Below are 25162 nucleotides of genomic sequence, written 5' to 3'. Positions count from 1 at the left end.
CGAGCTCATCTCCATGCCCTCGCGAGTTTGAATGCGTCACCGACCAGTCCGAGCACGCTCCGGCTTTTGCGGAACGCCCCCATGATCTGCTTTTCCTTGGAACGCTTGTCGATGCCGTCAACGCGGAACCAGGATTGCGCCGCACTGTTGAACAGCTTCGGATAAAGCGTGAAAACGTGTTTGTTGGCATGAAGGAAGTCCGGGATCCTCCGGTACTTCTTCAGATCCTTCATGACAAAAGTCTGTTCCAGGCGCTTCTTGTACTCAGCCAGATTGGCCTTCGACATTTCCTCACGGCGGCGGTTCAGCCAGACGACCGTTTCACCGGCGATGCGGCCGGTCGTCATGGCCAGATTGGACCCTTCGCGATGAACCGCGTTGACGAACTGACCGGCATCACCGACCACGATCCAGCCGTCTCCGACCAGCTCGGGAATGGCGTTGTAGCCGCCCTCGGGAATGAGATGCGAGGCGTATTCCTTGCACTCCGAGCCGGCCAGCAGCGGCTTGATGCTCGGGTGGTTCTTGAAGGCTTCTAGCAGTCCATAGGGCGTCGTCCCATTTTCGGCGAAATCCGACACGATGCAGCCGATGCCGACGGAGATGGACTCCTGGTTGGTGTAGAGGAAACCTGTTCCGGTCATGCCATTCGTGATCGTACCCATGGCCTCGATCACAACCCCTTCGTCGCCTTTCAGGTTGAAGCGGCTCTCGATCACCTCGCGCGGCAGGAAATGCATTTCCTTGACTGCCAGCGCAACACTGTCCGGCGCCACTTCGGACCGCAGGCCGGAACGTTGGCCGACGAGACCGTTGACGCCCTCTGCCAGGATGACCACATCTGCGAAAACCTTGCCTGCATTGCGGTCGGTGCGCACTCCGATCACCCGGCCCTTCGAATCTCGCACCAATTCGGTGACGGTCGTTTCGCACAAGAGGGTCGCTCCGGCGTCGCGGACCTTGCGGCTGAACCATTTGTCGAACTGCGCCCGGATGATCGTGTAGCGGTTCGGCTTTTCCTCGTTGAAATCGTCGGACCGGTAATGCATGCCCACGTGGGACGCATCGTCCATGGTCCACATGCGCTGTTCGATAACGTGCCGCTCCAGCGGAGCATCCTCGCGAAAGTCGGGAATAATCTCCTCCAGCGCGTTGGCATAGAGGATCGCGCCCTGCACATTCTTGGAGCCTGGATATTCGCCGCGTTCCAGCTGGAGGACCTTCAGGCCTTCCTTGGCCATGGTATAGGCGGCCGCGTTTCCGGAAGGTCCGGCGCCGACAACGATTGCATCGAAATGTTCGTCACTCATGGAAGCCTCCTTCAACCTGCCATCCGGTTGACCGAAAGATGTTTGCGGAACGCCTCCGTCAGCGCCGGCAGGACCTGAACCGCATCGGCCACGATGGCCAAATGGGCGAAATCCATGATCTGCGCGTTTGGATCGGTGTTGATCGCGACGATCAGGTCCGAGCCTTCAACACCGACGCGGTGCTGGATCGCGCCCGAAATGCCGGCGGCGATGTAGAGCTTCGGCCGGATCGTTTTGCCGGTCTGACCGATCTGCCGGTCCGCGGTAATCCAGCCCTTCTGCACCAGGGGCCGCGACCCGCCGTACTCCGCGCCGAGCACTTCCGCCAGGTTTTTGACGAGCTGGAAGTTCTCCGCGGACCTCAAGCCCAGACCGCCCGCGACGACAATATCCGCGTAAGGCAGTTGCGCGGTGGCGGTTTCCCGGTCGGCCACGAACTGCAGGACCTTGGTGATGACGTCCTCCTCGCCCATGTCGAGCGGATGGGAGACGACCCGCCCGGACTTGCCTTCCTGCCGCTCCGGCATGGACATGACGCGCGGTCGGACCGTGGCCATCTGCGGCCGGTAATTCAGGGTGAAGATCGTGCACATAAGCGAGCCGCCAAAGGTCGGGCGGGTGGCCGCCAGCGATCCCTCGTCATCGATGGCCAGTTCCGTGCAGTCCGCCGTCAATCCGGTCAGCAGCGTGGTCGCCACGGAGCCAGCCAGGTCGCGGCCGAGATTGGTTGCCCCCAGAAGCAGGATTTCCGGCTTGTAGGTGTTGACGAGATCCGTCATCGCCTTGGTGTAGGGCTCGTTCCGGTAATGTGCCAGCACCGGATCGACCACCGTATAGACGACATCTGCGCCATATTCGAAGGTCGCAGCGATCGCTTCGGCGATCGCCTCGTCGCTGCCGCCCATGACGACACCGGCAAGTTCCACGCCGCGCTTGTCCGCCAGCTTGCGCCCTTCGCCGAGAAGCTCGAACGAGACCGGGTGCACGACGCCGTGTTCGCACTCGATGGCGACCCAGACGTGCTTGTAGTCCTTGAAATGATCTGGAAGTTCTTTCTTGGTTCCGGCCCGGCTTCCGCCAGCATTGGGTTTCGGAGCGTCAGCCATGACCTAATCCCTCCTGTCCGTATTGGGTGGCGGCAAATCGCAAGAGTTCGCCTTCCAGCTCCGGTTGCCGCTGGAAAAGCGCGGCCATGAAGCTGTGGGCAATCGCCTCCATGGACTGATCCTTGGTCTCGATCGCCTGCGCCTTTTCGGAGCGCGCCTCCGGTGCGAACACCTTCTTGACGATAGTCGGCGAGCCTCGCAGTCCGCATTTGGTCAGGTCCTCGATGCCCGCATCGGCGGCGTTCCATTTCACCACCTCCGCCTTGGCGGCGCGCAGCGCATCGTCGAGCGAGCCGCGTCGCATCTCGTTGGAGCCCTCGAGCATGGTGATCAGCACCGGCAGCTTGGTTGACAGGATCTGGACACCGCCTTCCGCGCGCCGCTCCACGGTGATGCCGCCGTTTTCCGGATCGAAATCCGAGATTTTCACCACATAGGTGAGCTGGTTCAGTTTCAGCCGCTTGGCGATCCCCGGCCCGACCTGGGCAGTGTCGCCGTCAATGGTCTGCTTGCCGGTGAAGACGATCGAGGGTTCGCCGAATTCCTCGCCGATCTTTTTCAGCGCCATGGCAAGGGCGAAGCTCGTGGCCAGCGTGTCGGAACCTGCGAAGAAGCGGTCGGTCAAGAGCACCGCGCGGTCCGCACCAAAAGTCATCGCCTTGCGCAAGGAATCTTCCGCCATCGGCGGTCCCATTGTCAGCACCGTGACCTCGCCGCCGAACCTGTCCCGCAACCGGAGCGCCTCTTCCAGCGCAAACAAATCATAGGGATTGATGATCGTCGGCACGCCCTGCCGCATGATCGTGTTCGTCACCGGATGAACGCGGATCTGAGCGCTGTCGGGAACCTGTTTCACACAAACCACGATGTGCATCGGATCTCACCTGCTCTTTGATCGGTTGGAATTTCGAACTCTGTCTCCTGTACCGGCAAATTGCGTGCCAAACTTGAAACCCTCGGGATTCCGCCGTTTTCCTTGTTGGCCGGCCAACCGCCCGACATCTTGCTGCGGGAAACGCAACGCGCCTGTCGGCTTGTCGACAAAGTGTCATATGTCGGCGTTGTTTCCCGCGATCGACGACAAAGCGACAAAGGGCTTCGTCACTTCCGGCTTCGGTGCCACTGCATCCTGGTGCACCTTGAACAGGCGTTCCTCGATCGGCGAGGAGTTCACGAAGTCCTGATAAGCCTGTTCCAGATGGGTCCGGCAGAGCGCCTTGATCTCGTCATCGCTCAAGGCGTCGAAAGCGCCGCCGGCCTCGCTCGTCCTCAGATACTGCCCCATGCGGCGCAAGATATGCAGGCGGGAGACATGAACCACCGACGGTTCAAATTCCACGCCGAGATAGGTGAAAAACTCTTCGGCCGCAGAAAGCCGCGCAAGGTCTTCAAGCACGCTCATGTTCAGGCTTCTCCTTTGCTGACGTCCTGGAGGCCGTGCTGGCACATAGCCGGCCCTGGAGGTGGCTGACCCTCGCTTCGAGGAATTCGACTCTGTCGATCAGGACGTTCAGGACATCGCCTACGGGATCAGGAATCAGATGATGGTCCAGATCGATCCGGCCGTCCGGAAGGCGCCGGCCGCGCCGGTCTTTGACGACCTTTCCTGGAATGCCGACGACGGTCATGTCCGGGGGCACGTCTTCCACGACCACGGAATTGGCGCCGATGCGGCAGCCCGCGCCGATGCAGATCGGCCCGAGGATCTTGGCCCCTGCCCCAACCAGCACGCCGTTTTCCAGCGTCGGGTGACGCTTGCCGGCGGACCAGCTCGTTCCGCCCAGGGTGACACCGTGATAGAGGGTCACGTCGTCACCGACTTCCGCCGTTTCGCCGATGACGACACAGGCGCCATGATCGATGAAGAAACGCCGCCCGATGGTCGCGCCCGGATGAATGTCCACATTTGTCAGCACCCGTCCGAACCAGGACAGAAACCGCGCGGGAAACCGGAAACCTCTCGTCCAGAGCCGGTTGGCGATCCGGTAAAGGACAACCGCATGAACGCCCGGATAGGTGAGCAAGATCTCGTAGATGTGCCGGGCCGCCGGATCGCGCGCCTTGACGCAACCGACATCCTCCCGCAGGAGCGACCATAGTGGCCTGCGGGGCGGCAGGCCGGTCCAATGACGGCGGGGGGCCGATACGTCTGCCGCTTCCGGCCGGGCAGTTCGCTCTTCCGGCGAACGCAAGCCGGACGGGGCAACCGGGATCAGGTCTCCGGCCTCGTCGGGAGCTTCAAGACCGAGCCCCTCAAGATTGTGCAAAGACATGTGCCGCGCCCCCGCTCGATCCCTGCGCTGAGGATCCCGCCTCATGACGTTCGCGCCACAGCGGTGACATCGACTGCAGATGTGAAATGATGCCAGGCAGCACATTGAGAACGCGGTCTATGTCCTGCGGCGTGTTTTCCCGTGACAGAGAAAAGCGGATCGCCCCTTGCAGCGATGTCGCAGGTACGTTCATGGCCCTGAGCACATGGGACGGTTCCATCGATCCCGACGCGCAAGCCGAGCCTGACGACGCGGCGATCCCCGCCTGTTCCAGCTTGTGCAGAATGGCCTCGCTGTCGAGGAACTCGAAAGTGATGCTGGAGGTGTTTGGCAGGCGTTCCTCGCGACCGCCAATGACCATGCTGCCGCCGATCTGCTGAAGAACGCCCTGTTCTAACCGGTCCCGCAGGCTACGCACGCGGGTCTGTTCCTCCGCGATCCCGGCGGCTGCGATTTCCGCCGCCTTGCCCAGGCCGGCGATGGCCGGAACGTTTTCAGTCCCCGCGCGCCGTCCGCGTTCCTGGCGTCCGCCGCGCAGCAGGGGTTTAAACTTCACACCTTTCCGGACATAGAGCGCACCGATGCCCTTGGGGCCGTGGAGCTTGTGGCCGGAAAGCGACAGCATGTCGATAGCGCTTGAAGACAAATCGATCGGTATCTTGCCGGCAGCCTGGACCGCGTCGGTGTGAAACAGGGCGCCTGCCTCGTGAGCATAGCCGGCAAGCTCTTCGACCGGATAGATCGTGCCGGTCTCGTTGTTGGCCCACATGACCGAGGCAACCGCCGTCTGCGGCCCCAGAGCCGTCCTGTAGGCGTCAATATCCAGCCGGCCGTTCCCATCGACGCCGATCATGGTGACCTCGACGCCGCGCGTCTGCCGCAAGTAAGCGGCGAAGGAGAGGATCGCCGGATGCTCGACCGCCGTCGTGACGATCTGATTGCGCTCCGGCTGGGCTTCGAGCGCCGACAGCAGAGCCGTGTTGTCAGATTCCGTACCGCCGGAGGTGAAGATCACCTCGTGGTCATGTGCCGCGCCGAGAAGGGCCTGCACATGACGCCTGGCGTCGCGGACAACACCCGCAACCTCCGAGCCGAAGGCATGGGTCGATGACGCATTTCCGAACTGTTCGGAGAAAAACGGCAACATGGCCGCCACAACGTCAGGGCTGGTGCGGGTGGTCGCGTTGTTGTCGAGATAAATCGGTCGCACCGGATCCCCCTTTCACCTCAGGCGGGCACACCGCCCATGACCGGAACGATGCGGACGAACTCACCGAGTTCTTCGACGAGACGCGACTGGATGCCCTCGATCGTCATGCCGGAGAGCTTGCACATGACGCAGGCTCCAGTGAGCCTCACCATGACCTTCTTGCCGTCCACCTTGACAAGCTGGCAGTCGCCGCCGTCGCGCTGCAGGTTGGGCCGGATCTCTTCCAGCACCTCGTTGATGACGCGCAGGCGCTCCGCCTCCGCCTGGGAGGAGACAGGGTGTTCCAGTGTCGCTTCAATGTCGGCTTGCATGTCGTTTCCTCATCTTCCCGTTCTCGTGACTGGATCGCGGTCAGCCGAAGGACTTGCCGCAGGAGCAGCTTGAATTGGCATTCGGGTTGTCGAAGGTGAAACCGGAGCCTTCCAGCGCGACGACAAAGTCGATGGTGGTTCCATTCAGCAGCTCGTGGCTCTGGGTGTCGACGAATACCTTGACGCCGTCCCGCTCGATAACCGTGTCATCCGGATTGGCCTTGTCCACGAGGCCCATCATGTATTTGTAGCCGGCGCAGCCGCCGGTCTCGACCATGATGCGCAGCCCCCCGACCGGATCCGTGGCACCGGAAATCGCGGTGCGGACGGCATCCATTGCACTGTCAGTCAGATTGATCATAGCTGTCTCCGCTCTTGGCTGAAGTCTTCGTTACGGGAAATCAGCAAATGGCGTGCCACCCGGAGAGAACCGCGGAATTCCGCGATTTCAATTGAGAAAACCTGTTGGCTTTGCGACGCGTGTCGGGTTTCCGACAGGCCGGTTCCATCCCTAACGAGAATTGTCGGCAGCCGCCTGTATTCCCCAATTTGCAGAGGACACAAAACACCGGGAAATGCCGCGGTTTCCGGCCATAAAACCGGCCATGAAGCCAGCCAGGAGCCAAACCGGCAAACGGCTTGCATAACAGCCGCTGCGCGCCTGAGAGCGCAACTGTTATCGCTAGTTAGGACACCCCATGACAACGATTGACCAGACCCCATTGGCACGCCTGGAAAGCGAAGGCCGCCTATTCAATGCGGTGCTGAAAGGGCCGACAACGAAGGAAGGCCGCTTCGGCTTCCGCGGCGACATCGCCCTGAAGTTTCAGGATCAGGTTGCGGACGAAAAACGGCCGCCGGATTTTTCCATCGAACAGGTTCTGACCTTCTCGGAAGGCGACGACAAGCAGATCCCGATCCTGATCGGCTACCTGCACTCCTTCGAGTACCTGCAGTCGGCCGCGGAAGTGCTCAGCGGTCTCCTGAGCCCCAACGGGACTTATCTGATGTTCTGTAACAACGTCGATCTGAGGTCGCAGTACAAGGTCAAGATGGGTGACATCACCTTCTACATCCTGCCTTGCGATGAATCGACGGTCTGGAAGGAAACCCTCGACCTGCTGGGCATCGACAAGAACGACGTCAAGAAGCTCAACACCGCCGGCAAGACCGACTTTGTCCTGGACGCGGCAAAGGGCTTCAGCAACGGCTTCGACGAAATCAGCTACGAAAAAGGCCTCGAATTGATGGAGCCGGTGCGGAACCGGAACGAAAACCGGCCTGTGTGATTTGGCTGGAATGCCTCATCAAGAAGCCGTCCTCGACCAGCCGGCCGGGGGCGGTCCGGCACAGGCCTGTCACTCCACGCCGCCGGGCTCCATCTCCTCATCGTCATAACCGGCGAGCTGAGTGCCGAACACACAGATCTCACCTTCGATAACCCGGACGTCGATGGTCTCGAGCCGCTCTCCCCTGCACGGACCGTCCACGCATTCGCCGGTGCCGATGTCGAACAGCGCGCCGTGCTTGCCGCACATCAGACGGGTTCCGTAGGCATCCAGGAACTGGTTCCGCTCCCAATCGAGATTGACGCCGTTGTGCGGACAGCGGTTGACATAGCCGAAGGCCTGGCGGCCCCAGCGGACGATCACGATCGGCCAAGGCTGCTCGTTGCCGTCCTCATCGATACGGGCGAGATAGAAACCATAGGCGCGCTTGCTCGGAATGTCGTTCAGGCCGCAGATGACGTAGGCGGATTCGGTCGGCATCGCGGTTTCCGTCATGACAATTCCCCGAAAGAATGGCTGCCCGAAAGGTCAAGGCCCCGCGCTTCGGCCCGAGACAGCAAAAGCCGGCTGGCGGCGAGCGAGAACTCCCGCCAGCCGGCCGCAACGCCGCGCAGGATCCTCTGCTTGTAATCGTTCGACAGCTTGTGTTCGTAAGGGACGTTGGACAGGGCGCAGCAAGTCCGGTTGAAGGCGATCACATCGTCCGTCAGCGTGTGAAGAAAACTCCGGAACGGCGCCTGGGTCTCCAGCATCAGCGCAGACCCGCCGTTTTCAACCGCAATGCCAGCCATGTCTAAGTCGAGTTGTCCGAGAAAGACCAACGCCTCGTCCAGCGTTGCTTCCACGGTTTCCAGCACCGGCCGCGGGGTAAGCTGATACCGATCCTGTTCCGACAGGCACTCCTTCAGGTTCTGCCGATCGGAATCAAAGGCGTGATCGCTTCTCGCCTGACCCCAAGCCGAGAACTGCGCCAGATACGCAGCGTTTCCGGAGGAATGTCCGGTCAGCCCCCCACCGGCGATCGCAACATCAAGCATGTTCGCTCCTCTTGCAGCTTCGGGCCAAACCGCGCCCGGCGTGCCCCTTGGGAGAGCGATGCAAGAATCGCGCACAATTCGTTTCCCGGCCGCTTGGGGCTCCGAAAAACTGGCACAGAACTTGATGGGTTTCACCAAACCCGCAAGACAAGGAGATCCCCATGAAGGTTGCAGAGGCATTTGCGAACTCCAGCCTGGACGACATCAAGGCGGCACTCGCCGGCGGCACCCTGACCGTCTATTCCGTAGCCCGCCCGCTCACCGCGGACCTGCCGGTCGACCGCAGCAGTGTGCTCGCGGTGTTCACCTTTGCTTCGCCCGCCTTCGGAGAACGTTCCGAAGACGGCGAAGCCCCTGTATTCGTGGAAGAAACCGTCGCGGCGGAAGACGTTGGAACGCCGGGTTTTGCCCGCGCCTGTACAGTAGACGGCACCGTTGCCGCCGACTTTTCCGCCGGTCCCGGAACCCGGGAAATCAAGTTCGCCGAAGTCTCTTGCTCCAAGGGAGCGCCAGTGAAGGTCGCCCTGTTCAAGATCCAGGAGGAAGACGGCTGGCCGGAGCGAAAAGACTATTTCGAGAGCCGGCCGCGTCCCGGCTACGCCATGCCGCAAACGCTTTAAACCAGCCTGGTTTCCCCGCGCCGGGTTCCGGCGGCGCGTTTCAAAGGCGCCATTTTGTCGGAAACCGGACACGCTCGATGACATCTGCCAGAACACACCACTGGAGCACACCAATGGCAACACTGATCAAGACGACGGAAGACGGGCGCAAGGTCGAGGTCAACGGATTGGCCGTCTGCCTGGACGGCAAACTGGAGGCTTTCGAGCTGATCGAGGTTGAGATGCACCCCAATAAGCGTGCCATTCAGGAAATCATGCCGGCAGCGACCCATATGGCCGGCCGGATCGCCCTTACCGCTCAAGAGGCCAGGAAGGTTGAGGAAGCCTTCGCTGAAACGGAACAGCAGATCCTCGCCAACCCGGCGGCAATTTCCGAGCGCTTCCGGCTTGCGGTAAGGCGCCGTGCGTGTATGGACGGTGTCGAGTAGGGATCAATGAAGTCTGATATCAACAAGGCTGGCCCGCCACTCCACTCGCAATCCGGGCAAGGCGGGCTTCGCCACTCTCATCGCCGAAGCAATTGTCGAAGTCGTCACAGTCGGAACACACCGGCGATGTGCACAGCGAGAAGCCGGCCGAGCCGCACACCATCCGGTAGAGGAATTTCTTCCATTTCATGTCTTCGCTGTTGCGGGCCGAGAGCCTCGAAAAATGCCGCTCCATCAGTTCCGACAGCTCACCACGGTGACGCAGGCCGAGATCCTGCCAAAGGTGATGGGGTGCCTTGCAACGCCGGGCGATCATGGCGGCAAAGGTTCTTTCCAGATCCCCTGCCCCGCTCGCATACATCAGCAGGATGTCGCGGACTGACTGTTCCTCCTCACCGATCTCCGGGTCGGAGCCCTCCGCCAGGTCCTGAAGCGCTCCGGCGATAGCCGGAAACATACGAAAGCTCAAGCGGTTCAGTTCCTCCTCGCCAAGCCCGGCCCCGTCGCCAAGGCTGCGCTGATCCATCGCTTCCATTTCAGCGAGTGCGAGCGCAAGAATCGAAGCGGCCACGTGGATGTCGAAGGGATCGCACTCCGAATGAACGGATGCGTCAATCAGCCAGCGATAGGCTTCGTCACCGGTCATCTGAGCCTCGTGGTTTTTCCGTCAGGCCGCCTTCGCAACCTGGCTGATATGGGTCTGGCAATTGGTGGGGCAAACACGCGCGCAGGCACCGCATCCGATGCAGGCCCCGGTGTCGTTCATCACCATGATTTTCTTTTCGACTTCCTCATCCTCGTCATCGTCGAGTTCGACGATATCGCCGTCTTCGTTGAGGCCCTTAAGCGTCATCACTTCACGTCCGCAGACCTTGTAACAGCGGCCGCAGCCGATGCAGACCTCGCCATCGATCGCGACCAGGAAGTCTGGCGACCAGTCCCGGCCATCACGTGTCAAATGGGCGCTCATGATGATGATCCCCTCCTTATGCCTCGAGCTGCTTGAGCTCGGCGCGCTTGGATTCCAGCGCCTGATAGGTGCTGTATGTTTCCTGCGCCACATTCATGATGGACTGCCAGTTGACCGGCAGATCTTCCGCCAGGTCGTGAAGGTCCATCTTCAGGGCAGTCGCCCTTGAGGATAGTTTCTTCACTTCCGCCTTCAGCGTTTCCACGTCATTCATCGCTCTACCTCAGTATTTCGCCACGTCCGGGAACCGGTTGATCATATCGACGCCTTCCTTCACGTACTTGTCGCCTTGCTCTGCGAGCTTTTCCAGGCTGTCGAATCCGAACCGGTGCACGTCGCGCAGTTGCTTGTTCACGACGATCAGCCGGCCGCCGATGAGCACCATCCGGCCGAAGCCTTCGTGATGCATTTTCAGCATCGGTGTGATCATCACCTTGGTCGCCCTTTCAATGGACAGGCAGACGGCGTTGAACAAAAGTTCCATGCGCCAGACCGTGTCCGGATCGGGGTCGCCGACGATCGGCAAAGCGCGCCGCTCTTCCTTGGTGAGGATGTACGGCTTCAGGAGATCGAAATCCGATTTGTTCTCCCAGGTGCCATGCATGTCCTGAGCGCGCCAGACCTTGATCATTTCCTTGATAAACGGCGCGTCTGCTACGGACGTTTCTTCAGGAAGGGTTGCTGCTTCAGCCATCAGTTTTCATCCTCATCATCGAACTCGTCGAAACTGCGTTCCTTGCCCTTCATCATGACCTTACGCAGCCAGGGCGGCGGATTGCCTTTGAGCACGTCCTGGAGCTTGTCGAGCAACTCCTCGATGTTCTCCGGCTGGGTCACCTTCATCGGATGAATGTTGTTGGCGACGACCCGCGCCGCACCTGATCCCCCGATTGCGGCAACGTAGAGAATGGCGCAGTCCTTGATCGCCTCGATTTTCGGCGCGAGCTTATCCTCATTGCCATCTTCCCTGAGATCGCCCTCGAATTCGACCGCCTCCAGGAAGGTGTGGCCTTCCGGCTCAAGGTCGTAGATGGCGATATGCTTGGCCCAGCCGAAATGGGCATCGACCCTTTTGAGGTCCTGGGTTGCAAATGCGACTTTCATGCGCCTTCACCTCCGCTCGTAAACTAGTGGGCCGTTGCAGATGAACCGTCTCCATGCCCGGCGCCTTCGCGCCCAATTCCATCACGCCAGGTTTCAGGTGTCGGTTCGTGATTCTCGTCGTGATCGGCCATCAGCAAGTTGGCGATCTTGAAGATCAGATCGCGCGTCCCGCGATAGCCAATCGAAAGCTGGTGACCGGACCCGATCCGGTCGAAAATGGGGAGCCCCGCCCGGAAGAAGGGAATACCAAGCCGGGCGGCCATTTGCCGTCCGTGCGAATGTGTCACCAGAAGATCGCAGCAGCGCTCGCGCGCAAGCGTCTCCAGATCCTCCAGATCGCCGATCAGCACGTCGTCCGCAGGCAGATGCTCCAGCACCGGCGACTGGGTGGTCGTAACGGCAGCGCACATGTGTGCGCCCATCTCATGCAGCATGCCGCCCAGATCGCCGAGAAGGTCCGGCTCGGCACCGATGGCAAGGCGGCGGCCGCCAATATGGAAATGACCGTCAAGCATCGCATCGACGAGCTGACCGCGCTGGCGGCGGTATTTGTTCGGCACAGGACGGCCGCTGATCTGGCTGAGAAACACAATCAGCGCATCGTTGGCCTCAAGGCCGCAGAGCCGTTCAAACAGCTTGAAGGGACTTCCGGTCTTCTGTTCCATGGCTTCCGCGGCGCGGCGCATCTGTGCGCCGATGGCGATGGTCCACCCCGCCTGGCCCATGGCAGCAACCTCTTCCAAACCAACGCCGCCAATCGTGGTCGGCGTGAAATCATCTGGAATATGACCGTCCAGAGATCCGGCGATGTCCGGCAAAAACGTCGCCGCCAGCCCGAAGTCCTCGATAATCGTCCGCAGTTCGTCGAGATCGCCCGGTGTCAGATGGCACCCCGGCAGCACGTTGAGACGGTTGGGATCCTTGGCCGCGCCTTCCGCCGGCGTATCGACCAGCAACTCCACCATCCGGGCAACGGTCTTCGCCCATCCGTCCTGGAACGCATCCTTGAAGTCTGGGGTCGAAACATAGACGATCGGCAAGCGATCAAGCTCGGGATGCTTTGCCCGGACCATCTTGATGTAACCCTCCACATCGTCCCCTTTTGTTTCAGTAACGCCGGTGGAGCAGATGCCGATGATTTCCGGCTTGGTGCGGTTGTTGATGTTCAGGATTGCCTGTTCGACATTGTCGAATCCCCCCAGCACCGTCGCGACTTCCGACATAGCGGTTGTCTGGAGGGGAATGGCTTCCTTGAAGTGCCGGACGAACAGCACTAGACCGAACGAGGTGCATCCTTGAGAGCCGTGCAAAAGCGGCATTGCGCCACGCAGTCCCATGAAGGCGAGCGCGCCACCGATGGGCTGACTCATCTTCAGAGGATTTACCGAACAGGCCTTCTTGCTAACCTTGACCTCAGCCATCACCGCCCCCTACTCCGCTGCGACGGACAAGGCCGGGTCCGCCCTGTTCATCGAAGCAAGAATATCCTCCACCTTCTCGATGCAGGCCGTGCAGCCGCCTGAAGCCTGTGTGTGCTCGCGCACCTCATCCACCGTCTTCAGATCAAAGGCAGAGATCGCATCTTCAATGGCGCCGGCGGAAACCGACTTGCACCGGCAGATTGCCGTGTCGCGGCGTCTTTGCTCGGCCAATACCGGATTGGCCGCTAGTGCGGCTTCCTCGGCCGCAGCTTCGGCCAGCGCCTTGGCCTGCCAGGTCTCTTCCTCACTTTCCCACGGTGCGGGCTTGCGAACCTGTTTCCAGACGGGGTTGTAGAGGGCTTTCTCGATTTCCTTGAGAAGCTTCACCATGCCGGCATAGCCCATGTAGGCATGGTGACGCTCCTGGTTGATATCGAGCCACGGCATCGCAGCCTTGAGCGCCACGAACTGGGAGCGGCCGCCGGAAAGCATGATGTCGGCCTTGGCATCTTTCAGCATCTTGTACATCTCCCGCGGGGTCATATCCTCGATCATGTGCGCGTCCTGGCCCATGAGTTCCTTGATACGTTCCTTGTCCTCTTTGGTGGACTTCTTGACGCTGGTTCCAACCAGCTCCAGTCCGGCCTCCTGCAGCGCGGCGAGCACGGACCAGGACTTCACGCCACCGGTGATCAGCAGAACCTTCTTGCCCTTGAAGCGTGGCTTAAACGGCTCGATTGCTGCCCATGCCCTGGCTTCTTCGCGCGAAATCAGTGCCTCGGTGCGGTCCAGCAGTTCCGGATCGGCGCCACGTTCCACCAGCAGCTGGGAGATTTCGCGCAGAGCATCGCTCGTGTCCTGAATGCCGTAGAACGAGCCTTCAAAGAACGGTATGCCGTAGCGCTCCTCCATCTTGCGGGCGACGTTGATCATCGCCTTGGAGCAGACCATCATCGCGGCCTTGGCCCGGTGGGACGAGGCAACGTCCTTGTATCTTCCGTCGCCGGAAATGCAGGCGAGGATCCGGATACCGAGTTCATCAAGCAGCGGTTTGATCTGCCAGAGTTCGCCGGACAGATTGTACTCGCCGATGATGTTGATGTCGTATGGGGTCGTGTATTCGGGCTCTTCTGTGCCGATGACGTGCTGCAGCAACGCCTCGCCGGCGAGTTTGTTGCCGAGGTTCTTGGGACCAACAAAGCCCGGCGCGTTGACCGGGATGACCGGCTTGCCGAACTTTTCCCTTGCGGCCTTGCAGACCGCGTCAATGTCGTCGCCGATCATCGCTGGCACGCAGGTCTGATAAACGAAAACCGCCGGCGGATCATATTTCTCAATGATCTCGCGGATGGACTTGAAGAGCCTCTTCTCTCCGCCGAACACGACGTCGGTCTCGTTGATGTCGGTGGTGAAGCCTGTACGCCAGATCTGCGAGCCGGAGGATTTGGCGCCGCGATTGTCCCAGGAATTGCCTTCACAGGCGATCGGCCCGTGAACCAGGTGAGCGACGTCGGTCAAAGGCTGCAGAGCGATCTTCGCCCCGTCGAAGGCGCAACCGCCAGCCGCACCGCCAGGCTGCAATTGCTTGGTACAGCCCTTCTTGCGTTCCGCCTCCGACTTGTTCGCGTTCTTGCCGCAGCCGGGCTCATTGAACACGTCCTGAATAGTGGCCGAAAGCGAACTCATGCGTCTCTCCTGACAAATGGAACCGGAAGAACGAACCGCCGGCGTCCCGGCAGCCGTGATGCTGTCGCAGTCCGCGGTCCCGCACGAGAAGCGCGGGACCGCCTTGCCCTGGTTCGCCTCAGCGAATGATGTCGAAGCTGTAGTCCGTCTTCGCCGGGACGTTGGTGTTCCGGTCGATCTCGTCAAAGATCTTGTCGAGAATGGTGATCAGCACATTCATCCCGCCCTGATAGCCCCAGACCGGGCGGCGGTGATGATGGTGCCGGTCGAAGACCGGGAAGCCGATCCGGATCAGCGGGGTGCCGGTGTCACGCTCCAGGTACTTGCCGTAGGTGTTGCCGATCAGGAAATCGACCGGCTCGGTGAACAGCAGCGAGCGCATGTGCCAGAGGTCCTTACCCGGATAGACATGGCAGTCCTTGCCGAACGGGGAAGACGCCAGCAGCGCTTCGACCTTTGCCGCCCAGGACTTGGTTCCGTTGGTGGCCAGGACATGGGTCGGTTCGGCGCCGAGTTCGAGCAGGAACGCGGTCAGGCCGAGGCAGAGGTCCGGATCACCGTAGATGGCAAATTTCTTACCGTGAATATGCGCGCTGGAGTCGGCGATCGCGTCGACCAGGCGGCCGCGTTCTTTGGCCAGTTCTTCCGGAATTTCCTTGCCCGTCAGGCGGGCGACTTCCATCAGGAAGGCGTCCGTGGATGCTACGCCGACCGGATGGTTGAATGCTGCCACCTCATGCCCGTGGTTCTTGATGAACGGCAGGGTCTTTTCGGTGCAGTATTCCTGCATGGAGATCGTCGCCTTGGCGTGGATCGCGTTGGCGGCGTCCTCCAGAGTGGTGCCTCCGTCATACATGCGGAACTCACCGTCGGTCGGCGTATCGAAGACATCGGAGTTGTCGCCGAGAATGGTGTAGTTGACACCCATCATGTCGAAGATGCGTTTGACTTCGCGCATATTGCCGACGGTGTAGCCGTCGAAACCGCCGATGAAGTTGATGCTGTCGTTGGGTTTGCGCTCCAGCTTTTCCGCGGTGCCGGCCTTGCCGTCCCAGAAATGCTCGATGATGCCCTTGAGCGCGTTGTCATAGCCGGTGACATGGCTGCCGACGAAGGCCGGGGTATGGGCGAAGGGGACGTCGAATTCCTGCGGAACAGATTCCTTTTCCTTCGCGGTCTTTATGAAGGCGTTGAGGTCGTCACCGATAACTTCCGCCATGCAGGTGGTCGAGACCGCAATCATCTTTGGCTTGTAGAGGCTGTAGGTGTTGGCCAGACCGTCGATCATGTTGTTCAAGCCGCCAAACACGGCCGCGTCTTCCGTCATCGAGGACGACACGCAGGAGCTCGGCTCCTTGAAATGGCGCGACAGGTGGCTGCGGTAGTAGGCAACGCAGCCTTGCGAGCCATGGACAAACGGGATGGTGCCTTCGAAACCGACAGCGACGAACACAGCGCCGAGCGGCTGGCAAGCCTTGGCCGGGTTCACCGTCAGAGCTTCGCGGGCGAAGTTCAACTCTTTGTATTCTTCGGTCTTGGCCCATTCCCGGACACGTGCCACCTCGGCCGGATCACGGGGGTTTTCAAACATCTTCTTCTTGTTTTCCAGCATCTGCTGGTATTCCGGGCCACGGAATAGCTCGAAGTGGTCGAGCACGTTTTCAGCGTTCTGTGTCATGATGAAGCCCTTTGCATTCTGAGTGGGTGCGCCGGCAGGAACTTGGCCCCGCTTATGCGGGGCCAAGGGGCACCGCGTTATTCAGCTGCGATCAGTTTCGGCATAAGGCCACGTTTCCACGGAGTTTTTGCCATCTTCCAGATCGGAGCGTTGATCGCCATGTCCATGTCGCGAGCGAAGATCGCAAAGCCGTCAAAGCCGTGATACGGACCGGAATAGTCCCAGGAATGCATCTGTCGGAACGGAACACCCATCTTCTGGAAAACGTATTTTTCCTTGATGCCTGAACCAACCAGATCCGGCTGGATCCGCTCGACGAACTTTTCGAACTCGTAACCCGTCACGTCGTCGTAGATCAGCGTGCCATCCTTGACGTAGTGCTGGGCGGTGCGCTGGTAGTCGTCGTTGTGGCCGAATTCGTAGCCGGTGCCGACCACCTCCATGCCGAGGTCTTCGTAAGCGCCGATCACGTGGCGCGGACGCAGGCCGCCGACAAAAAGCATCACCGTCTTGCCTTCCAGCCGCGGCCGGTACTTGGCAATGACCGCATCCATCAGGGGCTGGTACTTGGCGATGACGCGCTCTGCGCCTTCCTTGATCTTGTCGTCGAAGAAGCTTGCGATCTTGCGCAGGGATTCCGCAATCTTGCTCGGCCCGAAGAAGTTGTACTCGCACCACGGAATACCGTACTTCTCTTCCATGTGACGGGAGATGTAATTCATCGACCGGTAGCAGTGCAGCACGTTCAGCTTCGCCTTCGGCGTTGCTTCCAGTTCCGCCAGGCTGCCGTCGCCGGACCATTGGGCGATCACCCTCAGGCCCATCTCTTCAAGCAGGATACGCGACGACCAGGCATCACCACCGATGTTGTAGTCGCCGATGATGGCGACGTCATAATCGGTCGATTCAAACCGTGCCGGCATGTTCTCGTCGATCTTGTCGAAGACCCAGTCACGGACCGCATCGTTGGCGATGTGGTGGCCGAGGGACTGCGACACGCCGCGGAAGCCTTCACAACGGACGGGGACGATGGTCTTGCCCTCGTACTGCTTGGACTTCTGCTTGGACACGGCTTCGATATCGTCGCCGATAAGGCCGATCGGGCATTCCGACTGAACGGTGATACCGTTGTTCAGCGGGAACAGTTCCTGAATTTCGTCCATGATCTTGGCGAGTTTCTTGTCGCCGCCGAAGACGATGTCCTTTTCCTGGAAGTCGGACGTGAACTGCATGGTCACGAAGGTGTCGATGCCCGTCGTGCCGATGTAGTAGTTCCGCCGGGCGGCCCAGGAATACTGGCCACAACCCACCGGGCCGTGACTGATGTGAATCATGTCCTTAATCGGGCCCCAGACCACACCCTTGGAGCCTGCGTAAGCGCAGCCGCGGATGGTCATGACACCGGGAATGGACTTGAGGTTCGATTTCACGCCACAGTCGGATTTTCCTTCCTCATGGACGTTGAGGTGCTTGGCACGCCGCTTCGCGGACTTTGCCGGATAGACCTTCAAAACCTCTTCGATCAGTTCTTTGTTGCGGGCCTTGACCTCTCCAACACCCTCAGTTTTGGCCAAGCTCATATCGTATACCTCGCTCCAGTCCCTTGAAGTGGCCGTGTCGACATCCCGGCCTGTCATGGGCCGGGATGCGAGTTTGGCGGGTTAAGCTATTTCCAGTTCAGCGGCAGTCTTGCCGATCTCCGTCTCGTCGACAGTCTTCAGGATGCCGTGCTCCATCAGCATGTCTTCGAGTTCGTCCATGGTAATCGGCGTCGGGATGATGCCGTTGCCGGCGTTGTTGTGAATCTTGTGTGCGAGCTTGCGGTAATGTTCAGCCTGCTCGGATTCCGGCGCGTATTCGATCACGGTCATGCGGCGCAGCTCTGCGTGCTGCACGATGTTGTCCCGCGGAACGAAGTAGATCAGTTCGGTGCCCAGCTTCTTCGCCAGGTTTTCAGCCAATTCCAGTTCCTTGTCGGTCTGGCGCTCGTTGCAGATCAGGCCGCCGAGGCGGACGCCGCCCGAGTTGGCGTATTTCAGAATGCCCTTGGAGATGTTGTTGGCCGCGTACATGGCCATCATCTCGCCGGACATGACGATGTAGATTTCCTGGGCCTTGTTTTCGCGGATCGGCATGGCAAAGCCGCCGCAAACCACGTCGCCGAGAACGTCGTAAGAGACGTAGTCCAGGTCGTCGTAAGCGCCGTTTTCTTCTAGGAAATTGATGGAGGTGATAACGCCGCGGCCGGCGCAGCCGACTCCCGGCTCCGGACCACCGGACTCAACGCACTTGATGTCCTTGTAGCCGATCTTCATCACGTCTTCGAGCTCGAGGTCTTCGACGCTACCGGCTTCAGCAGCAAGGCTGAGGATCGTGTCCTGGGCCTTTGCGTGCAGCATCAGGCGGGTGGAGTCTGCCTTCGGATCGCAGCCGACGATCATGATGCGCTGCCCCATCTCGGCGAGCGCTGCCAGGGTATTCTGGGAGGTGGTCGATTTGCCGATGCCACCTTTTCCGTAAAATGCAATCTGTCGCAGTGACGACATGGTACGTCTCCTTAGAACCGTTTGGTTAGTGACTGTCCCGCCCCTCGCGTGGACAGGCCTCATTCCAGGAAACGAGCTCGCGGTTTCATGGGAAGGAGCACATCGCTCGTCGAAGCGTAGGCGTGCACTCAGCCCTCACTAGCCGTTCCGCCGACCTACTTCGCAACGAACGTGCCAAGTCGGTCGAAAGAGCTTAACGTTTTGAAATCATGAAGCTTTCATGAAAAATACTGTCCCGACGAACCATGTGTAGAACACGACACAGGTGTGTCGGCTCCGACAAACAGCACAACAAATTCGTCGGACAGGAACTGCCGGCTTTCGCCGTCTGGTTCCGGTAAACCGCCCAATTCCCGCTTTTCCGGCCCGTTTTGGTCCATTCGGAACGGATCTTGCTTTGAGGCAGAAAGGGCCAGGATGGCCGCGAAGCTTCCAGACCAAGCGAGGGCGCTATGCAAATCGGTGTTGAGACTTCCAAGGCTGTCGATCAGCGGCGCGTGTTTGTCATCGATGACGACGACATCACCCGGACCGTTCTGCAATTCATGCTTCAGGACGAAATCGAAACCCATGAGATGGCAACTCTGGAAGAGGCCTATGACAAGGGCGTGGGCTGGCTGAAGCCCGACCTGGTGCTGGTCGGCGTCAGTTTCGTCAAGGCCCGGGGCGAAGCCCTGGTCGGCGAGCTGAAAATCAAGTTCCCCGGCGTGCAGATCCTGGTCATCTGCCAGAAGGAGGACGAGACGGTGGCCGTCTCCGCTCTCAAGGCCGGGGCCAACGGAGCCGTGCTCAAGCCGCTGACCCTGGAAGCCGTCCGGTCCAAGGTGGACACGGTGCTCGGCCGGGGCGGCGCAGCTGCCATGGTGCAGCTTGGCGGTCTCAAATAGGCGGAGAGGACCATGGCCACTGTCGACTTCTATGAAAAGCCCGGCTGCGGCACCAATGCCCGGCAGAAAAGGGCCTTGCAGCAGGCTGGTCACACGGTGAGCGCTCATGACCTCCTGAGCGAACCCTGGACAGCGGAGAGGCTGCGGACCTTCTTCGGCGAAACGCCGGTGGCAAGCTGGTTCAACCCGGCGGCTGCCCAGATCAAATCTGGCGTGGTCAACCCGTTTGATTTCGCTCCGGACCAGGCTCTGGCCCTGATGATCGAGGAGCCGCTGCTGATCCGCAGGCCGCTGGTTGTGGCGCTGGGGCAAACCTGCGCCGGGTTCGACCGGGAACCGGTGCTGACCCTTCTCCAGACCTTCGAGCGGCGGGACGAGGACCTGGAGTCCTGCCGGCGCTTCGCCTCCGCTTCCCCCTGCCCGGTTCCTGAACCCGATCGGACTTGAACACGACCCAAAGCGACAAGGAGTTTGAACCATGTTTCCGCGCAAACCGTATCGCCACATTGATGTCACCGCTGCCCGCGACAAGATCGCGCGCGAGGACGTGGTCGTGATCGATGTCCGGGATGCCAAGGCCTACAAGAAGAGCCACATAACCGGGGCACGGCATGTCACCATCGCCAATCTGGCCAGCACGATGGACAGTATCGCCAAGGACAGGCCGGTCCTTATCTATTGCTACCGCGGCTATGCCAGCCAGGAATACGGGCAGACCTTCTCCGATTTCCGCTTTCAGGAGGTCTACAGTCTTGATGGCGGCTATGACGCATGGAAGGCCTCCGAGATGGCCATCCAGAGCCTGAATGCCAAGGAGGTTACGCTGAAGGAAATGGCGCTCAGCTAGTCCGGATGCCGGACGCGCGCAACGCGCGCGTCAAAAGCTTCCTCTGCTTCCGGCTGCTTTGGATATCAGGCCCGGGAGAAAACCATGACGAGACGGTCCACAAGCTGACCGTTCTTCAGATGCTCCTCGACGATTTCATCGACATCCTCCGGCGTGGAAGGCCGGTACCAGATGCCTTCCGGGTAAACCACCATCAGTGGTCCGGCGGAACAAAAGCCGAGACAACCCGATGCCGTGAAACCGACATCCGCCGACAATCCTTCAGCCTCTATTTTGCTGCTCAGGCGTTCCCACAGGGGCTGTGCGCCCGCCGCGCCGCAGCTGCCGCGCGGATGGGTTGGCGGCCGCTGGGTGTGACAGGCAAAGACGTGACGCTTGTAAAGCTGGGGCACATCCTCAAAACGCGCTACCTGGCTGTCCATGTGGTGCTCTCCTTAAATTCTTGCAGATGGCGCCTCAGAAATCGGGGCTCGACCGGTGAAACTTCGCCTTGGCCGCAGACGGGTCCGTCTCTGAGACCGCCGGAGAAACGCTCCTTTCGCTGAGCAGTCCGGTCAGTTCCCCGCTTTGCGCCATTTCCCGGACGATGTCACAGCCGCCGACGAATTCGCCCTTGATGTAAAGCTGCGGAATGGTCGGCCAATTCGAAAAGGCTTTGATTCCTTCCCGGATTTCCAGATCGGCCAGAACATTGGTGCTGGCAAAGGGAATGCCAAGCTGGTTCAGCACCTGGACCACAGCACCGGAAAACCCGCATTGCGGGGCCGCCGGAGTTCCTTTCATAAACAGGTGCACATCGCTGGCAGCGATGATGTCATTGATGCGCTCGAACGCGGACTGGGACATGGAAGTCTCCTTTCTCAAAACAAGGCGTTGATGAAGGCGGGATACGGCAGCGACGGCAGCGTGCCGCGAGAACGGCTTTAGTTCGGAACTGAAGTCTCTAGGGCGAGCGCATGCAGCGCTCCGCCCATTTCTCCCTGCAATGCGGCATAGATCATTTGATGCTGCTGCACCCGCGACTTCCCGCGAAACGCTTCGGAGCTGACTTTGGCGGCATAATGATTGCCGTCGCCGGCCAGGTCGACAATGATAACCCGGGCATCCGGCAGCGCATCCTTGATAAGACGTTCGATTTCCGATCCTTCCATAGCCATGGCTTCAAATCCTATTGCTCTGTTGTGACAGGTGTTTTCGAAGCCAAAGCAAGTTAGGAGCCAGTTAGGAAGTGCCCACCCGGGAATCCGGAAACCTGCGGTTTACCAAACGTTCTTGCCCCCGCAGCACCGGAATGGGTCCGGAAACGTCAAAATCCAGTGTCACGTTCACGACACCGGACACGGCATCTGTTTTGAACCGGACAGAACAACGACGACGAAAAGCTGTCGGTCCTGCAGGTTCAGGCCGTTTTCCGTCCGGTCCGGCTTTTGCTTCCCCGAAGGCCAGTTTGATTTTGCCGGTAACGCGGAAGGCTTCCTCTCATGACCGACTTGCCCCTGGAACCAGACCTGATCGACTTCGGAGCCTTGCCCGAAGCGGTGAACGCGCTGCTGCAGCAGGGCGTCCGGGCCTACCGGCACGACCGGGCCGAAGCCGGCCGCCTGTTCCGGCAGGCGCTCGAGATCGCCCCGGCGGAACTCCCGGTCTATTTTTGTCTTTACAAGATCCACACCTACCAGGGTCATCTCGGCGAGGCGCAAGCCATTGCCGAGGCTGGCCTGGCGGAAGCGGCCAGTCAGGCAGGGTGGGATCCGGACTGGCGTAATTGGAACCCCGAGGCAGCCATTAAGGACGGGCCCGGCCGCTTCGCCCTTTATACGTTGAAGGCACTCAGCTTCATTCTCCTGCGCAAGGATGAAACGCCCCCGGCCCGGGAGATGCTCGCAGCACTTGAAAAACTCGACCCGTCCGGCTCCACCGGCTGGCCCGTCGTCGCGGCACTCGCAGATGGGCTGCATACCCCGCCGGAGAGGTCCCCGGAAGCAAGTGGCACACCCCTTGCTTAGAACAGTTCCAAGACACTTCCAACCGAGCACCTTTAAGGACGGAACCCGTGATCGGCCCTTTCAACACCCGCGTCAAAACCCCGGAAATCCGCGCTTTTCAAGGTGCCGGACGTGTCCATGGCCACCGGGCGGCCATCCGTGACATTCGCCCAGAAACATTGGCCATGTCGCACTGCCGCCATGTTCGAATCACGCCAACGTCGGGAAGCTGACATGACCCAAGCAATGGATACTTTGGAAGAGTTCGCGGGCCAGAAATACAAGTATGGTTTCGTCAGCGACATCGAAAGCGAATTCGCTCCGAAGGGCCTCTCCGAGGAAGTTATCCGCTTCATTTCAGCGAAAAAGAACGAACCTGAATGGATGCTTGACTGGCGCCTTGCCGCCTACCAGCGCTGGCAGACTATGCATGAGCCCGCCTGGGCCAAACTGAACTATCCGAACGTCGATTTCGGCGACCTTTATTATTATGCTGCCCCGAAGGGCAAGGAGGGACCGAAGAGCCTCGACGAAGTTGACCCGGAACTCCTGGAAACCTACAAGAAGCTCGGCATTCCACTCTCCGAACAGGAAATACTGGCCGGTGTCGAGCCGAAAAACCGGGTCGCCGTCGATGCGGTTTTCGACAGCGTGTCGGTGGTCACCACCTTCAAGGAAACACTCGAGGAAGCCGGCGTCATCTTCTGCCCGATTTCCGAAGCGATCGCCAGGCATCCCGATCTTGTCCGGAAATATCTGGGTACCGTCGTTCCGACCTCGGATAATTTCTACGCCACGCTCAATTCGGCAGTCTTTTCCGACGGATCCTTCGTCTACATCCCAGAGGGCGTTCGCTGCCCGATGGAACTGTCCACTTACTTTCGGATTAATGCCTCCAACACAGGCCAGTTCGAACGCACGCTGATCATCGCAGAAAAGAATTCCTACGTCAGCTACCTGGAGGGCTGCACGGCGCCGCAGCGCGACGAGAACCAGCTTCACGCGGCCGTTGTCGAGCTGGTCGCCATGGAAGGGGCGGAAATCAAGTATTCCACCGTCCAGAACTGGTATCCGGGCGACGAGAACGGCAAGGGCGGCATCTACAATTTCGTCACCAAGCGCGGCGACTGCCGGGGCGATAATTCCAAGATCTCCTGGACCCAGGTGGAAACCGGGTCAGCGGTGACCTGGAAATATCCGTCCTGCATCCTGCGCGGCGACAACTCCCAGGGCGAGTTCTACTCCATCGCGATCACCAACAACTATCAGCAGGCCGACACCGGCACCAAGATGATCCACCTCGGCAAGAACACAAAAAGCCGGATCATTTCCAAGGGCATCTCCGCCGGTCACTCGCAGAACACCTATCGCGGGCTGGTGCGCATGCACTCCAAGGCGGATGGCGCGCGTAACTTCACCCAGTGCGACAGCCTGCTGATGGGGGACAAATGCGGCGCTCATACCGTGCCCTACATCGAGTCCCGCAATCGCTCGGCCATGGTCGAACACGAAGCGACGACCTCCAAGATCAGCGAAGATCAGCTGTTTTATTGCCTCTCCCGCGGCATCGATCCGGAAGAGGCCATCGCCCTTATTGTCAATGGCTTCTGCAAGGACGTGCTGCAACAGCTCCCCATGGAGTTCGCAGTCGAGGCGCAGAAGCTTGTCGGAATCAGTCTGGAAGGGAGCGTTGGCTAGCCATGCTTGAAATCAATGATCTGCATGTAACGGTTCAGGACAAGAACATCCTGAAAGGCCTGTCACTGACCGTCCCGGCTGGCGAAGTTCATGCCATCATGGGGCCGAACGGTGCAGGCAAGTCGACCACGTCCTATACGCTGGCCGGCCGCGAAGGCTACGAGGTGACCTCCGGCGCCATCAAGTTCAGGGGCGAGGATATCGTCAATCTTCCGCCGGAGGAACGCGCCGCCAAGGGCATGTTCCTGGCGTTCCAGTCGCCGATCGAGATCCCCGGTGTGACCAACATGAACTTTCTCAAGACGGCGGTGAACTCGCAGGCCCGCATGCGCGGCGAGAAGGAACCGAGTGCTGTAGAATTCCTGAAAATGGTTCGGGACGCCGCGAAGAAGCTCAACGTCTCCGAGGAGATGCTGCGCCGGCCGCTCAATGTCGGCTTTTCCGGCGGAGAGAAGAAGCGCAACGAGGTGTTGCAAATGACCCTCTTGAAGCCGTCTCTCGCCGTTCTCGACGAAACAGATTCCGGGCTCGACATCGATGCGCTGCGTCTCGTGGCCGAAGGGGTCAACGCCCTGCGCGGTCCTGACACGTCCTTCCTGGTGATCACCCATTACCAGCGTCTGCTCGACTACATCGAACCCGATGTCGTGCACATCCTGGCCGGCGGCCGGATTGTCAAGTCCGGGGACAAGACCCTGGCCCGCCAGCTTGAGGACCAGGGCTACGACGCCGTTATCGGCAAGGCCGCGTAAGAGA

Annotated in this window: 33 protein-coding genes; 9 read left to right on the top strand and 24 right to left on the bottom strand. The window is 60.1% G+C overall.

The features are described from left to right. Positions 1-5: 5 nt before the first annotated feature. The 8 genes from IG616_RS17515 to IG616_RS17480 all read right to left on the bottom strand — a co-directional run bounded on the left by IG616_RS17515 (position 6) and on the right by IG616_RS17480 (position 6571). Positions 6-1310: an FAD-dependent oxidoreductase gene (locus IG616_RS17515; RefSeq protein ID WP_192149471.1), complete on the bottom strand. Its 1305-nt coding sequence runs from the start codon at positions 1308-1310 to the stop codon at positions 6-8. An 11-nt stretch (positions 1311-1321) separates the two neighbouring features. Continuing rightward, positions 1322-2416 (bottom strand): electron transfer flavoprotein subunit alpha/FixB family protein, encoded by a 1095-nt coding sequence (locus IG616_RS17510; protein WP_192149470.1) that lies wholly within the window; start codon positions 2414-2416, stop codon positions 1322-1324. Further along, complete coding sequence (locus IG616_RS17505; RefSeq protein ID WP_192149469.1) at positions 2409-3290, bottom strand: electron transfer flavoprotein subunit beta/FixA family protein; 882 nt, start codon at positions 3288-3290, stop codon at positions 2409-2411. The genes IG616_RS17510 and IG616_RS17505 overlap by 8 nt, the downstream gene beginning before the upstream one ends. A 174-nt stretch (positions 3291-3464) precedes the next feature. After that, the gene (gene nifW, locus IG616_RS17500) at positions 3465-3818 is read right to left on the bottom strand and encodes a nitrogenase stabilizing/protective protein NifW (protein WP_192149468.1); all 354 of its coding nucleotides are present in this window, start codon (positions 3816-3818) and stop codon (positions 3465-3467) included. Beyond that, positions 3805-4689 (bottom strand): serine O-acetyltransferase, encoded by an 885-nt coding sequence (gene cysE, locus IG616_RS17495; protein ID WP_192149467.1) that lies wholly within the window; start codon positions 4687-4689, stop codon positions 3805-3807. The genes nifW and cysE overlap by 14 nt, the downstream gene beginning before the upstream one ends. Then, positions 4670-5899, bottom strand: a complete 1230-nt coding sequence (gene nifS / locus IG616_RS17490; RefSeq protein ID WP_192149466.1) for a cysteine desulfurase NifS — start codon at positions 5897-5899, stop codon at positions 4670-4672. The genes cysE and nifS overlap by 20 nt, the downstream gene beginning before the upstream one ends. Before the next feature lie 17 nt (positions 5900-5916). Continuing rightward, the gene (locus IG616_RS17485; RefSeq protein WP_192149465.1) at positions 5917-6210 is read right to left on the bottom strand and encodes a NifU family protein; all 294 of its coding nucleotides are present in this window, start codon (positions 6208-6210) and stop codon (positions 5917-5919) included. A gap of 40 nt (positions 6211-6250) precedes the next feature. Next, the gene (locus tag IG616_RS17480) at positions 6251-6571 is read right to left on the bottom strand and encodes an iron-sulfur cluster assembly accessory protein (RefSeq protein WP_192149464.1); all 321 of its coding nucleotides are present in this window, start codon (positions 6569-6571) and stop codon (positions 6251-6253) included. 337 nt (positions 6572-6908) lie between these two features. Between IG616_RS17480 and IG616_RS17475 the strand changes: the two genes are divergently transcribed. Next, positions 6909-7499, top strand: a complete 591-nt coding sequence (locus IG616_RS17475; RefSeq protein WP_192149463.1) for a hypothetical protein — start codon at positions 6909-6911, stop codon at positions 7497-7499. A 69-nt stretch (positions 7500-7568) separates the two neighbouring features. On the opposite strand, the gene IG616_RS17470 is transcribed toward IG616_RS17475, so the two are convergent. Further along, positions 7569-7979 (bottom strand): Rieske (2Fe-2S) protein, encoded by a 411-nt coding sequence (locus tag IG616_RS17470; RefSeq protein ID WP_192149551.1) that lies wholly within the window; start codon positions 7977-7979, stop codon positions 7569-7571. Positions 7980-7990: 11 nt separating this feature from the next. Continuing rightward, positions 7991-8536: a hypothetical protein gene (locus tag IG616_RS17465; RefSeq protein ID WP_192149462.1), complete on the bottom strand. Its 546-nt coding sequence runs from the start codon at positions 8534-8536 to the stop codon at positions 7991-7993. Between the two features lie 161 nt (positions 8537-8697). Here IG616_RS17465 and IG616_RS17460 point away from each other — a divergent pair, with 161 nt between their 5' ends. Both IG616_RS17460 and IG616_RS17455 read left to right on the top strand, forming a co-directional pair. Then, positions 8698-9156 carry a hypothetical protein gene (locus IG616_RS17460; RefSeq protein WP_192149461.1) on the top strand — a complete coding sequence of 153 codons (459 nt, stop codon included), beginning with the start codon at positions 8698-8700 and terminating at the stop codon, positions 9154-9156. A gap of 113 nt (positions 9157-9269) precedes the next feature. Next, a complete protein-coding gene (locus IG616_RS17455; RefSeq protein ID WP_192149460.1) occupies positions 9270-9584 on the top strand; it encodes a hypothetical protein in 315 nt (104 codons plus the stop codon). Positions 9585-9603: 19 nt separating this feature from the next. On the opposite strand, the gene IG616_RS17450 is transcribed toward IG616_RS17455, so the two are convergent. From IG616_RS17450 to nifH, 10 genes are all read right to left on the bottom strand, one after another. Beyond that, complete coding sequence (locus IG616_RS17450; RefSeq protein WP_192149459.1) at positions 9604-10230, bottom strand: nitrogen fixation protein NifQ; 627 nt, start codon at positions 10228-10230, stop codon at positions 9604-9606. A gap of 21 nt (positions 10231-10251) precedes the next feature. After that, positions 10252-10554, bottom strand: a complete 303-nt coding sequence (gene fdxB, locus IG616_RS17445) for a ferredoxin III, nif-specific (protein ID WP_192149458.1) — start codon at positions 10552-10554, stop codon at positions 10252-10254. 16 nt (positions 10555-10570) lie between these two features. Beyond that, on the bottom strand, positions 10571-10768 hold the full coding sequence (locus IG616_RS17440; protein WP_192149457.1) for a CCE_0567 family metalloprotein: 198 nt from the start codon (positions 10766-10768) through the stop codon (positions 10571-10573). A 9-nt stretch (positions 10769-10777) separates the two neighbouring features. Next, a complete protein-coding gene (locus tag IG616_RS17435) occupies positions 10778-11248 on the bottom strand; it encodes a NifX-associated nitrogen fixation protein (protein WP_192149456.1) in 471 nt (156 codons plus the stop codon). Next, the gene (gene nifX, locus IG616_RS17430; RefSeq protein ID WP_192149455.1) at positions 11248-11658 is read right to left on the bottom strand and encodes a nitrogen fixation protein NifX; all 411 of its coding nucleotides are present in this window, start codon (positions 11656-11658) and stop codon (positions 11248-11250) included. Before nifX ends, IG616_RS17435 begins: the two co-directional genes overlap by 1 nt. Positions 11659-11681: 23 nt before the next feature. Then, positions 11682-13079, bottom strand: a complete 1398-nt coding sequence (gene nifN / locus IG616_RS17425; protein ID WP_192149454.1) for a nitrogenase iron-molybdenum cofactor biosynthesis protein NifN — start codon at positions 13077-13079, stop codon at positions 11682-11684. Between the two features lie 9 nt (positions 13080-13088). Then, entirely contained in the window at positions 13089-14765 is a 1677-nt protein-coding gene (gene nifE, locus IG616_RS17420) for a nitrogenase iron-molybdenum cofactor biosynthesis protein NifE (RefSeq protein ID WP_192149453.1), read from the bottom strand. 118 nt (positions 14766-14883) lie between these two features. Further along, on the bottom strand, positions 14884-16443 hold the full coding sequence (nifK, locus tag IG616_RS17415; protein WP_192149452.1) for a nitrogenase molybdenum-iron protein subunit beta: 1560 nt from the start codon (positions 16441-16443) through the stop codon (positions 14884-14886). 77 nt (positions 16444-16520) lie between these two features. Beyond that, positions 16521-18023, bottom strand: coding sequence for a nitrogenase molybdenum-iron protein alpha chain (gene nifD / locus IG616_RS17410; RefSeq protein WP_192149451.1), 1503 nt, complete (start codon positions 18021-18023; stop codon positions 16521-16523). A gap of 81 nt (positions 18024-18104) precedes the next feature. Then, positions 18105-18989, bottom strand: coding sequence for a nitrogenase iron protein (gene nifH / locus IG616_RS17405; protein ID WP_192149450.1), 885 nt, complete (start codon positions 18987-18989; stop codon positions 18105-18107). Positions 18990-19441: 452 nt separating this feature from the next. Between nifH and IG616_RS17400 the strand changes: the two genes are divergently transcribed. The 3 genes from IG616_RS17400 to IG616_RS17390 are packed head-to-tail and all read left to right on the top strand — an operon-like array spanning position 19442 to position 20723. Next, on the top strand, positions 19442-19876 hold the full coding sequence (locus tag IG616_RS17400) for a response regulator (RefSeq protein WP_192149449.1): 435 nt from the start codon (positions 19442-19444) through the stop codon (positions 19874-19876). 12 nt (positions 19877-19888) lie between these two features. Beyond that, positions 19889-20323, top strand: a complete 435-nt coding sequence (locus tag IG616_RS17395; protein WP_192149448.1) for an ArsC/Spx/MgsR family protein — start codon at positions 19889-19891, stop codon at positions 20321-20323. A 31-nt stretch (positions 20324-20354) separates the two neighbouring features. Then, on the top strand, positions 20355-20723 hold the full coding sequence (locus IG616_RS17390; RefSeq protein WP_192149447.1) for a rhodanese-like domain-containing protein: 369 nt from the start codon (positions 20355-20357) through the stop codon (positions 20721-20723). Positions 20724-20788: 65 nt separating this feature from the next. Here IG616_RS17390 and IG616_RS17385 read toward each other — a convergent pair whose 3' ends face one another. The 3 genes from IG616_RS17385 to IG616_RS17375 form a co-directional block, all read right to left on the bottom strand. Further along, positions 20789-21145 (bottom strand): (2Fe-2S) ferredoxin domain-containing protein, encoded by a 357-nt coding sequence (locus IG616_RS17385; RefSeq protein WP_192149446.1) that lies wholly within the window; start codon positions 21143-21145, stop codon positions 20789-20791. Between the two features lie 34 nt (positions 21146-21179). Then, positions 21180-21569: a Grx4 family monothiol glutaredoxin gene (gene grxD / locus IG616_RS17380; protein WP_192149445.1), complete on the bottom strand. Its 390-nt coding sequence runs from the start codon at positions 21567-21569 to the stop codon at positions 21180-21182. A gap of 77 nt (positions 21570-21646) precedes the next feature. Continuing rightward, positions 21647-21880 (bottom strand): BolA/IbaG family iron-sulfur metabolism protein, encoded by a 234-nt coding sequence (locus IG616_RS17375; RefSeq protein ID WP_192149444.1) that lies wholly within the window; start codon positions 21878-21880, stop codon positions 21647-21649. 324 nt (positions 21881-22204) lie between these two features. Here IG616_RS17375 and IG616_RS17370 point away from each other — a divergent pair, with 324 nt between their 5' ends. Beyond that, positions 22205-22729 carry a hypothetical protein gene (locus tag IG616_RS17370; RefSeq protein ID WP_192149443.1) on the top strand — a complete coding sequence of 175 codons (525 nt, stop codon included), beginning with the start codon at positions 22205-22207 and terminating at the stop codon, positions 22727-22729. Between the two features lie 32 nt (positions 22730-22761). Here IG616_RS17370 and IG616_RS17365 read toward each other — a convergent pair whose 3' ends face one another. Next, positions 22762-22911, bottom strand: a complete 150-nt coding sequence (locus IG616_RS17365) for a hypothetical protein (RefSeq protein WP_192149442.1) — start codon at positions 22909-22911, stop codon at positions 22762-22764. Between the two features lie 31 nt (positions 22912-22942). On the opposite strand from IG616_RS17365, the gene sufB reads away from it, so the two are divergent. Continuing rightward, positions 22943-24406, top strand: coding sequence for a Fe-S cluster assembly protein SufB (gene sufB / locus IG616_RS17360; RefSeq protein ID WP_192149441.1), 1464 nt, complete (start codon positions 22943-22945; stop codon positions 24404-24406). Between the two features lie 2 nt (positions 24407-24408). Further along, positions 24409-25158 (top strand): Fe-S cluster assembly ATPase SufC, encoded by a 750-nt coding sequence (sufC, locus tag IG616_RS17355; protein WP_192149440.1) that lies wholly within the window; start codon positions 24409-24411, stop codon positions 25156-25158. The last annotated feature ends 4 nt before the right edge of the window (positions 25159-25162 follow it).

Origin of the sequence: Roseibium litorale (assembly GCF_014842915.1) — a bacterium.
GTDB classification, from domain to species: Bacteria; Pseudomonadota; Alphaproteobacteria; order Rhizobiales; family Stappiaceae; genus Roseibium; species Roseibium litorale.
The sequence above is the reverse complement of the archived record's forward strand: the minus strand, read 5'-3'. Positions and strand labels throughout refer to the sequence as shown.

Coding starts and splice junctions, on each gene's coding strand:
- IG616_RS17510 (WP_192149470.1), bottom strand. CDS start 2,416: ATGGCTGACGCTCCGAAACCCAATGCTGGCGGAAGCCGGGCCGGAACC.
- IG616_RS17440 (WP_192149457.1), bottom strand. CDS start 10,768: ATGAATGACGTGGAAACGCTGAAGGCGGAAGTGAAGAAACTATCCTCA.
- IG616_RS17475 (WP_192149463.1), top strand. CDS start 6,909: ATGACAACGATTGACCAGACCCCATTGGCACGCCTGGAAAGCGAAGGC.
- IG616_RS17370 (WP_192149443.1), top strand. CDS start 22,205: ATGACCGACTTGCCCCTGGAACCAGACCTGATCGACTTCGGAGCCTTG.
- cysE (WP_192149467.1), bottom strand. CDS start 4,689: ATGTCTTTGCACAATCTTGAGGGGCTCGGTCTTGAAGCTCCCGACGAG.
- IG616_RS17390 (WP_192149447.1), top strand. CDS start 20,355: ATGTTTCCGCGCAAACCGTATCGCCACATTGATGTCACCGCTGCCCGC.
- IG616_RS17450 (WP_192149459.1), bottom strand. CDS start 10,230: ATGACCGGTGACGAAGCCTATCGCTGGCTGATTGACGCATCCGTTCAT.
- sufC (WP_192149440.1), top strand. CDS start 24,409: ATGCTTGAAATCAATGATCTGCATGTAACGGTTCAGGACAAGAACATC.
- IG616_RS17400 (WP_192149449.1), top strand. CDS start 19,442: ATGCAAATCGGTGTTGAGACTTCCAAGGCTGTCGATCAGCGGCGCGTG.
- nifW (WP_192149468.1), bottom strand. CDS start 3,818: ATGAGCGTGCTTGAAGACCTTGCGCGGCTTTCTGCGGCCGAAGAGTTT.
- IG616_RS17460 (WP_192149461.1), top strand. CDS start 8,698: ATGAAGGTTGCAGAGGCATTTGCGAACTCCAGCCTGGACGACATCAAG.
- nifX (WP_192149455.1), bottom strand. CDS start 11,658: ATGAAAGTCGCATTTGCAACCCAGGACCTCAAAAGGGTCGATGCCCAT.
- IG616_RS17480 (WP_192149464.1), bottom strand. CDS start 6,571: ATGATCAATCTGACTGACAGTGCAATGGATGCCGTCCGCACCGCGATT.
- fdxB (WP_192149458.1), bottom strand. CDS start 10,554: ATGAGCGCCCATTTGACACGTGATGGCCGGGACTGGTCGCCAGACTTC.
- nifH (WP_192149450.1), bottom strand. CDS start 18,989: ATGTCGTCACTGCGACAGATTGCATTTTACGGAAAAGGTGGCATCGGC.
- IG616_RS17505 (WP_192149469.1), bottom strand. CDS start 3,290: ATGCACATCGTGGTTTGTGTGAAACAGGTTCCCGACAGCGCTCAGATC.
- IG616_RS17470 (WP_192149551.1), bottom strand. CDS start 7,979: ATGCCGACCGAATCCGCCTACGTCATCTGCGGCCTGAACGACATTCCG.
- IG616_RS17365 (WP_192149442.1), bottom strand. CDS start 22,911: ATGGCGGCAGTGCGACATGGCCAATGTTTCTGGGCGAATGTCACGGAT.
- nifK (WP_192149452.1), bottom strand. CDS start 16,443: ATGACACAGAACGCTGAAAACGTGCTCGACCACTTCGAGCTATTCCGT.
- nifE (WP_192149453.1), bottom strand. CDS start 14,765: ATGAGTTCGCTTTCGGCCACTATTCAGGACGTGTTCAATGAGCCCGGC.
- sufB (WP_192149441.1), top strand. CDS start 22,943: ATGACCCAAGCAATGGATACTTTGGAAGAGTTCGCGGGCCAGAAATAC.
- IG616_RS17395 (WP_192149448.1), top strand. CDS start 19,889: ATGGCCACTGTCGACTTCTATGAAAAGCCCGGCTGCGGCACCAATGCC.
- IG616_RS17375 (WP_192149444.1), bottom strand. CDS start 21,880: ATGGCTATGGAAGGATCGGAAATCGAACGTCTTATCAAGGATGCGCTG.
- IG616_RS17515 (WP_192149471.1), bottom strand. CDS start 1,310: ATGAGTGACGAACATTTCGATGCAATCGTTGTCGGCGCCGGACCTTCC.
- IG616_RS17485 (WP_192149465.1), bottom strand. CDS start 6,210: ATGCAAGCCGACATTGAAGCGACACTGGAACACCCTGTCTCCTCCCAG.
- IG616_RS17385 (WP_192149446.1), bottom strand. CDS start 21,145: ATGGACAGCCAGGTAGCGCGTTTTGAGGATGTGCCCCAGCTTTACAAG.
- IG616_RS17435 (WP_192149456.1), bottom strand. CDS start 11,248: ATGGCTGAAGCAGCAACCCTTCCTGAAGAAACGTCCGTAGCAGACGCG.
- nifN (WP_192149454.1), bottom strand. CDS start 13,079: ATGGCTGAGGTCAAGGTTAGCAAGAAGGCCTGTTCGGTAAATCCTCTG.
- grxD (WP_192149445.1), bottom strand. CDS start 21,569: ATGTCCCAGTCCGCGTTCGAGCGCATCAATGACATCATCGCTGCCAGC.
- IG616_RS17465 (WP_192149462.1), bottom strand. CDS start 8,536: ATGCTTGATGTTGCGATCGCCGGTGGGGGGCTGACCGGACATTCCTCC.
- nifD (WP_192149451.1), bottom strand. CDS start 18,023: ATGAGCTTGGCCAAAACTGAGGGTGTTGGAGAGGTCAAGGCCCGCAAC.
- IG616_RS17455 (WP_192149460.1), top strand. CDS start 9,270: ATGGCAACACTGATCAAGACGACGGAAGACGGGCGCAAGGTCGAGGTC.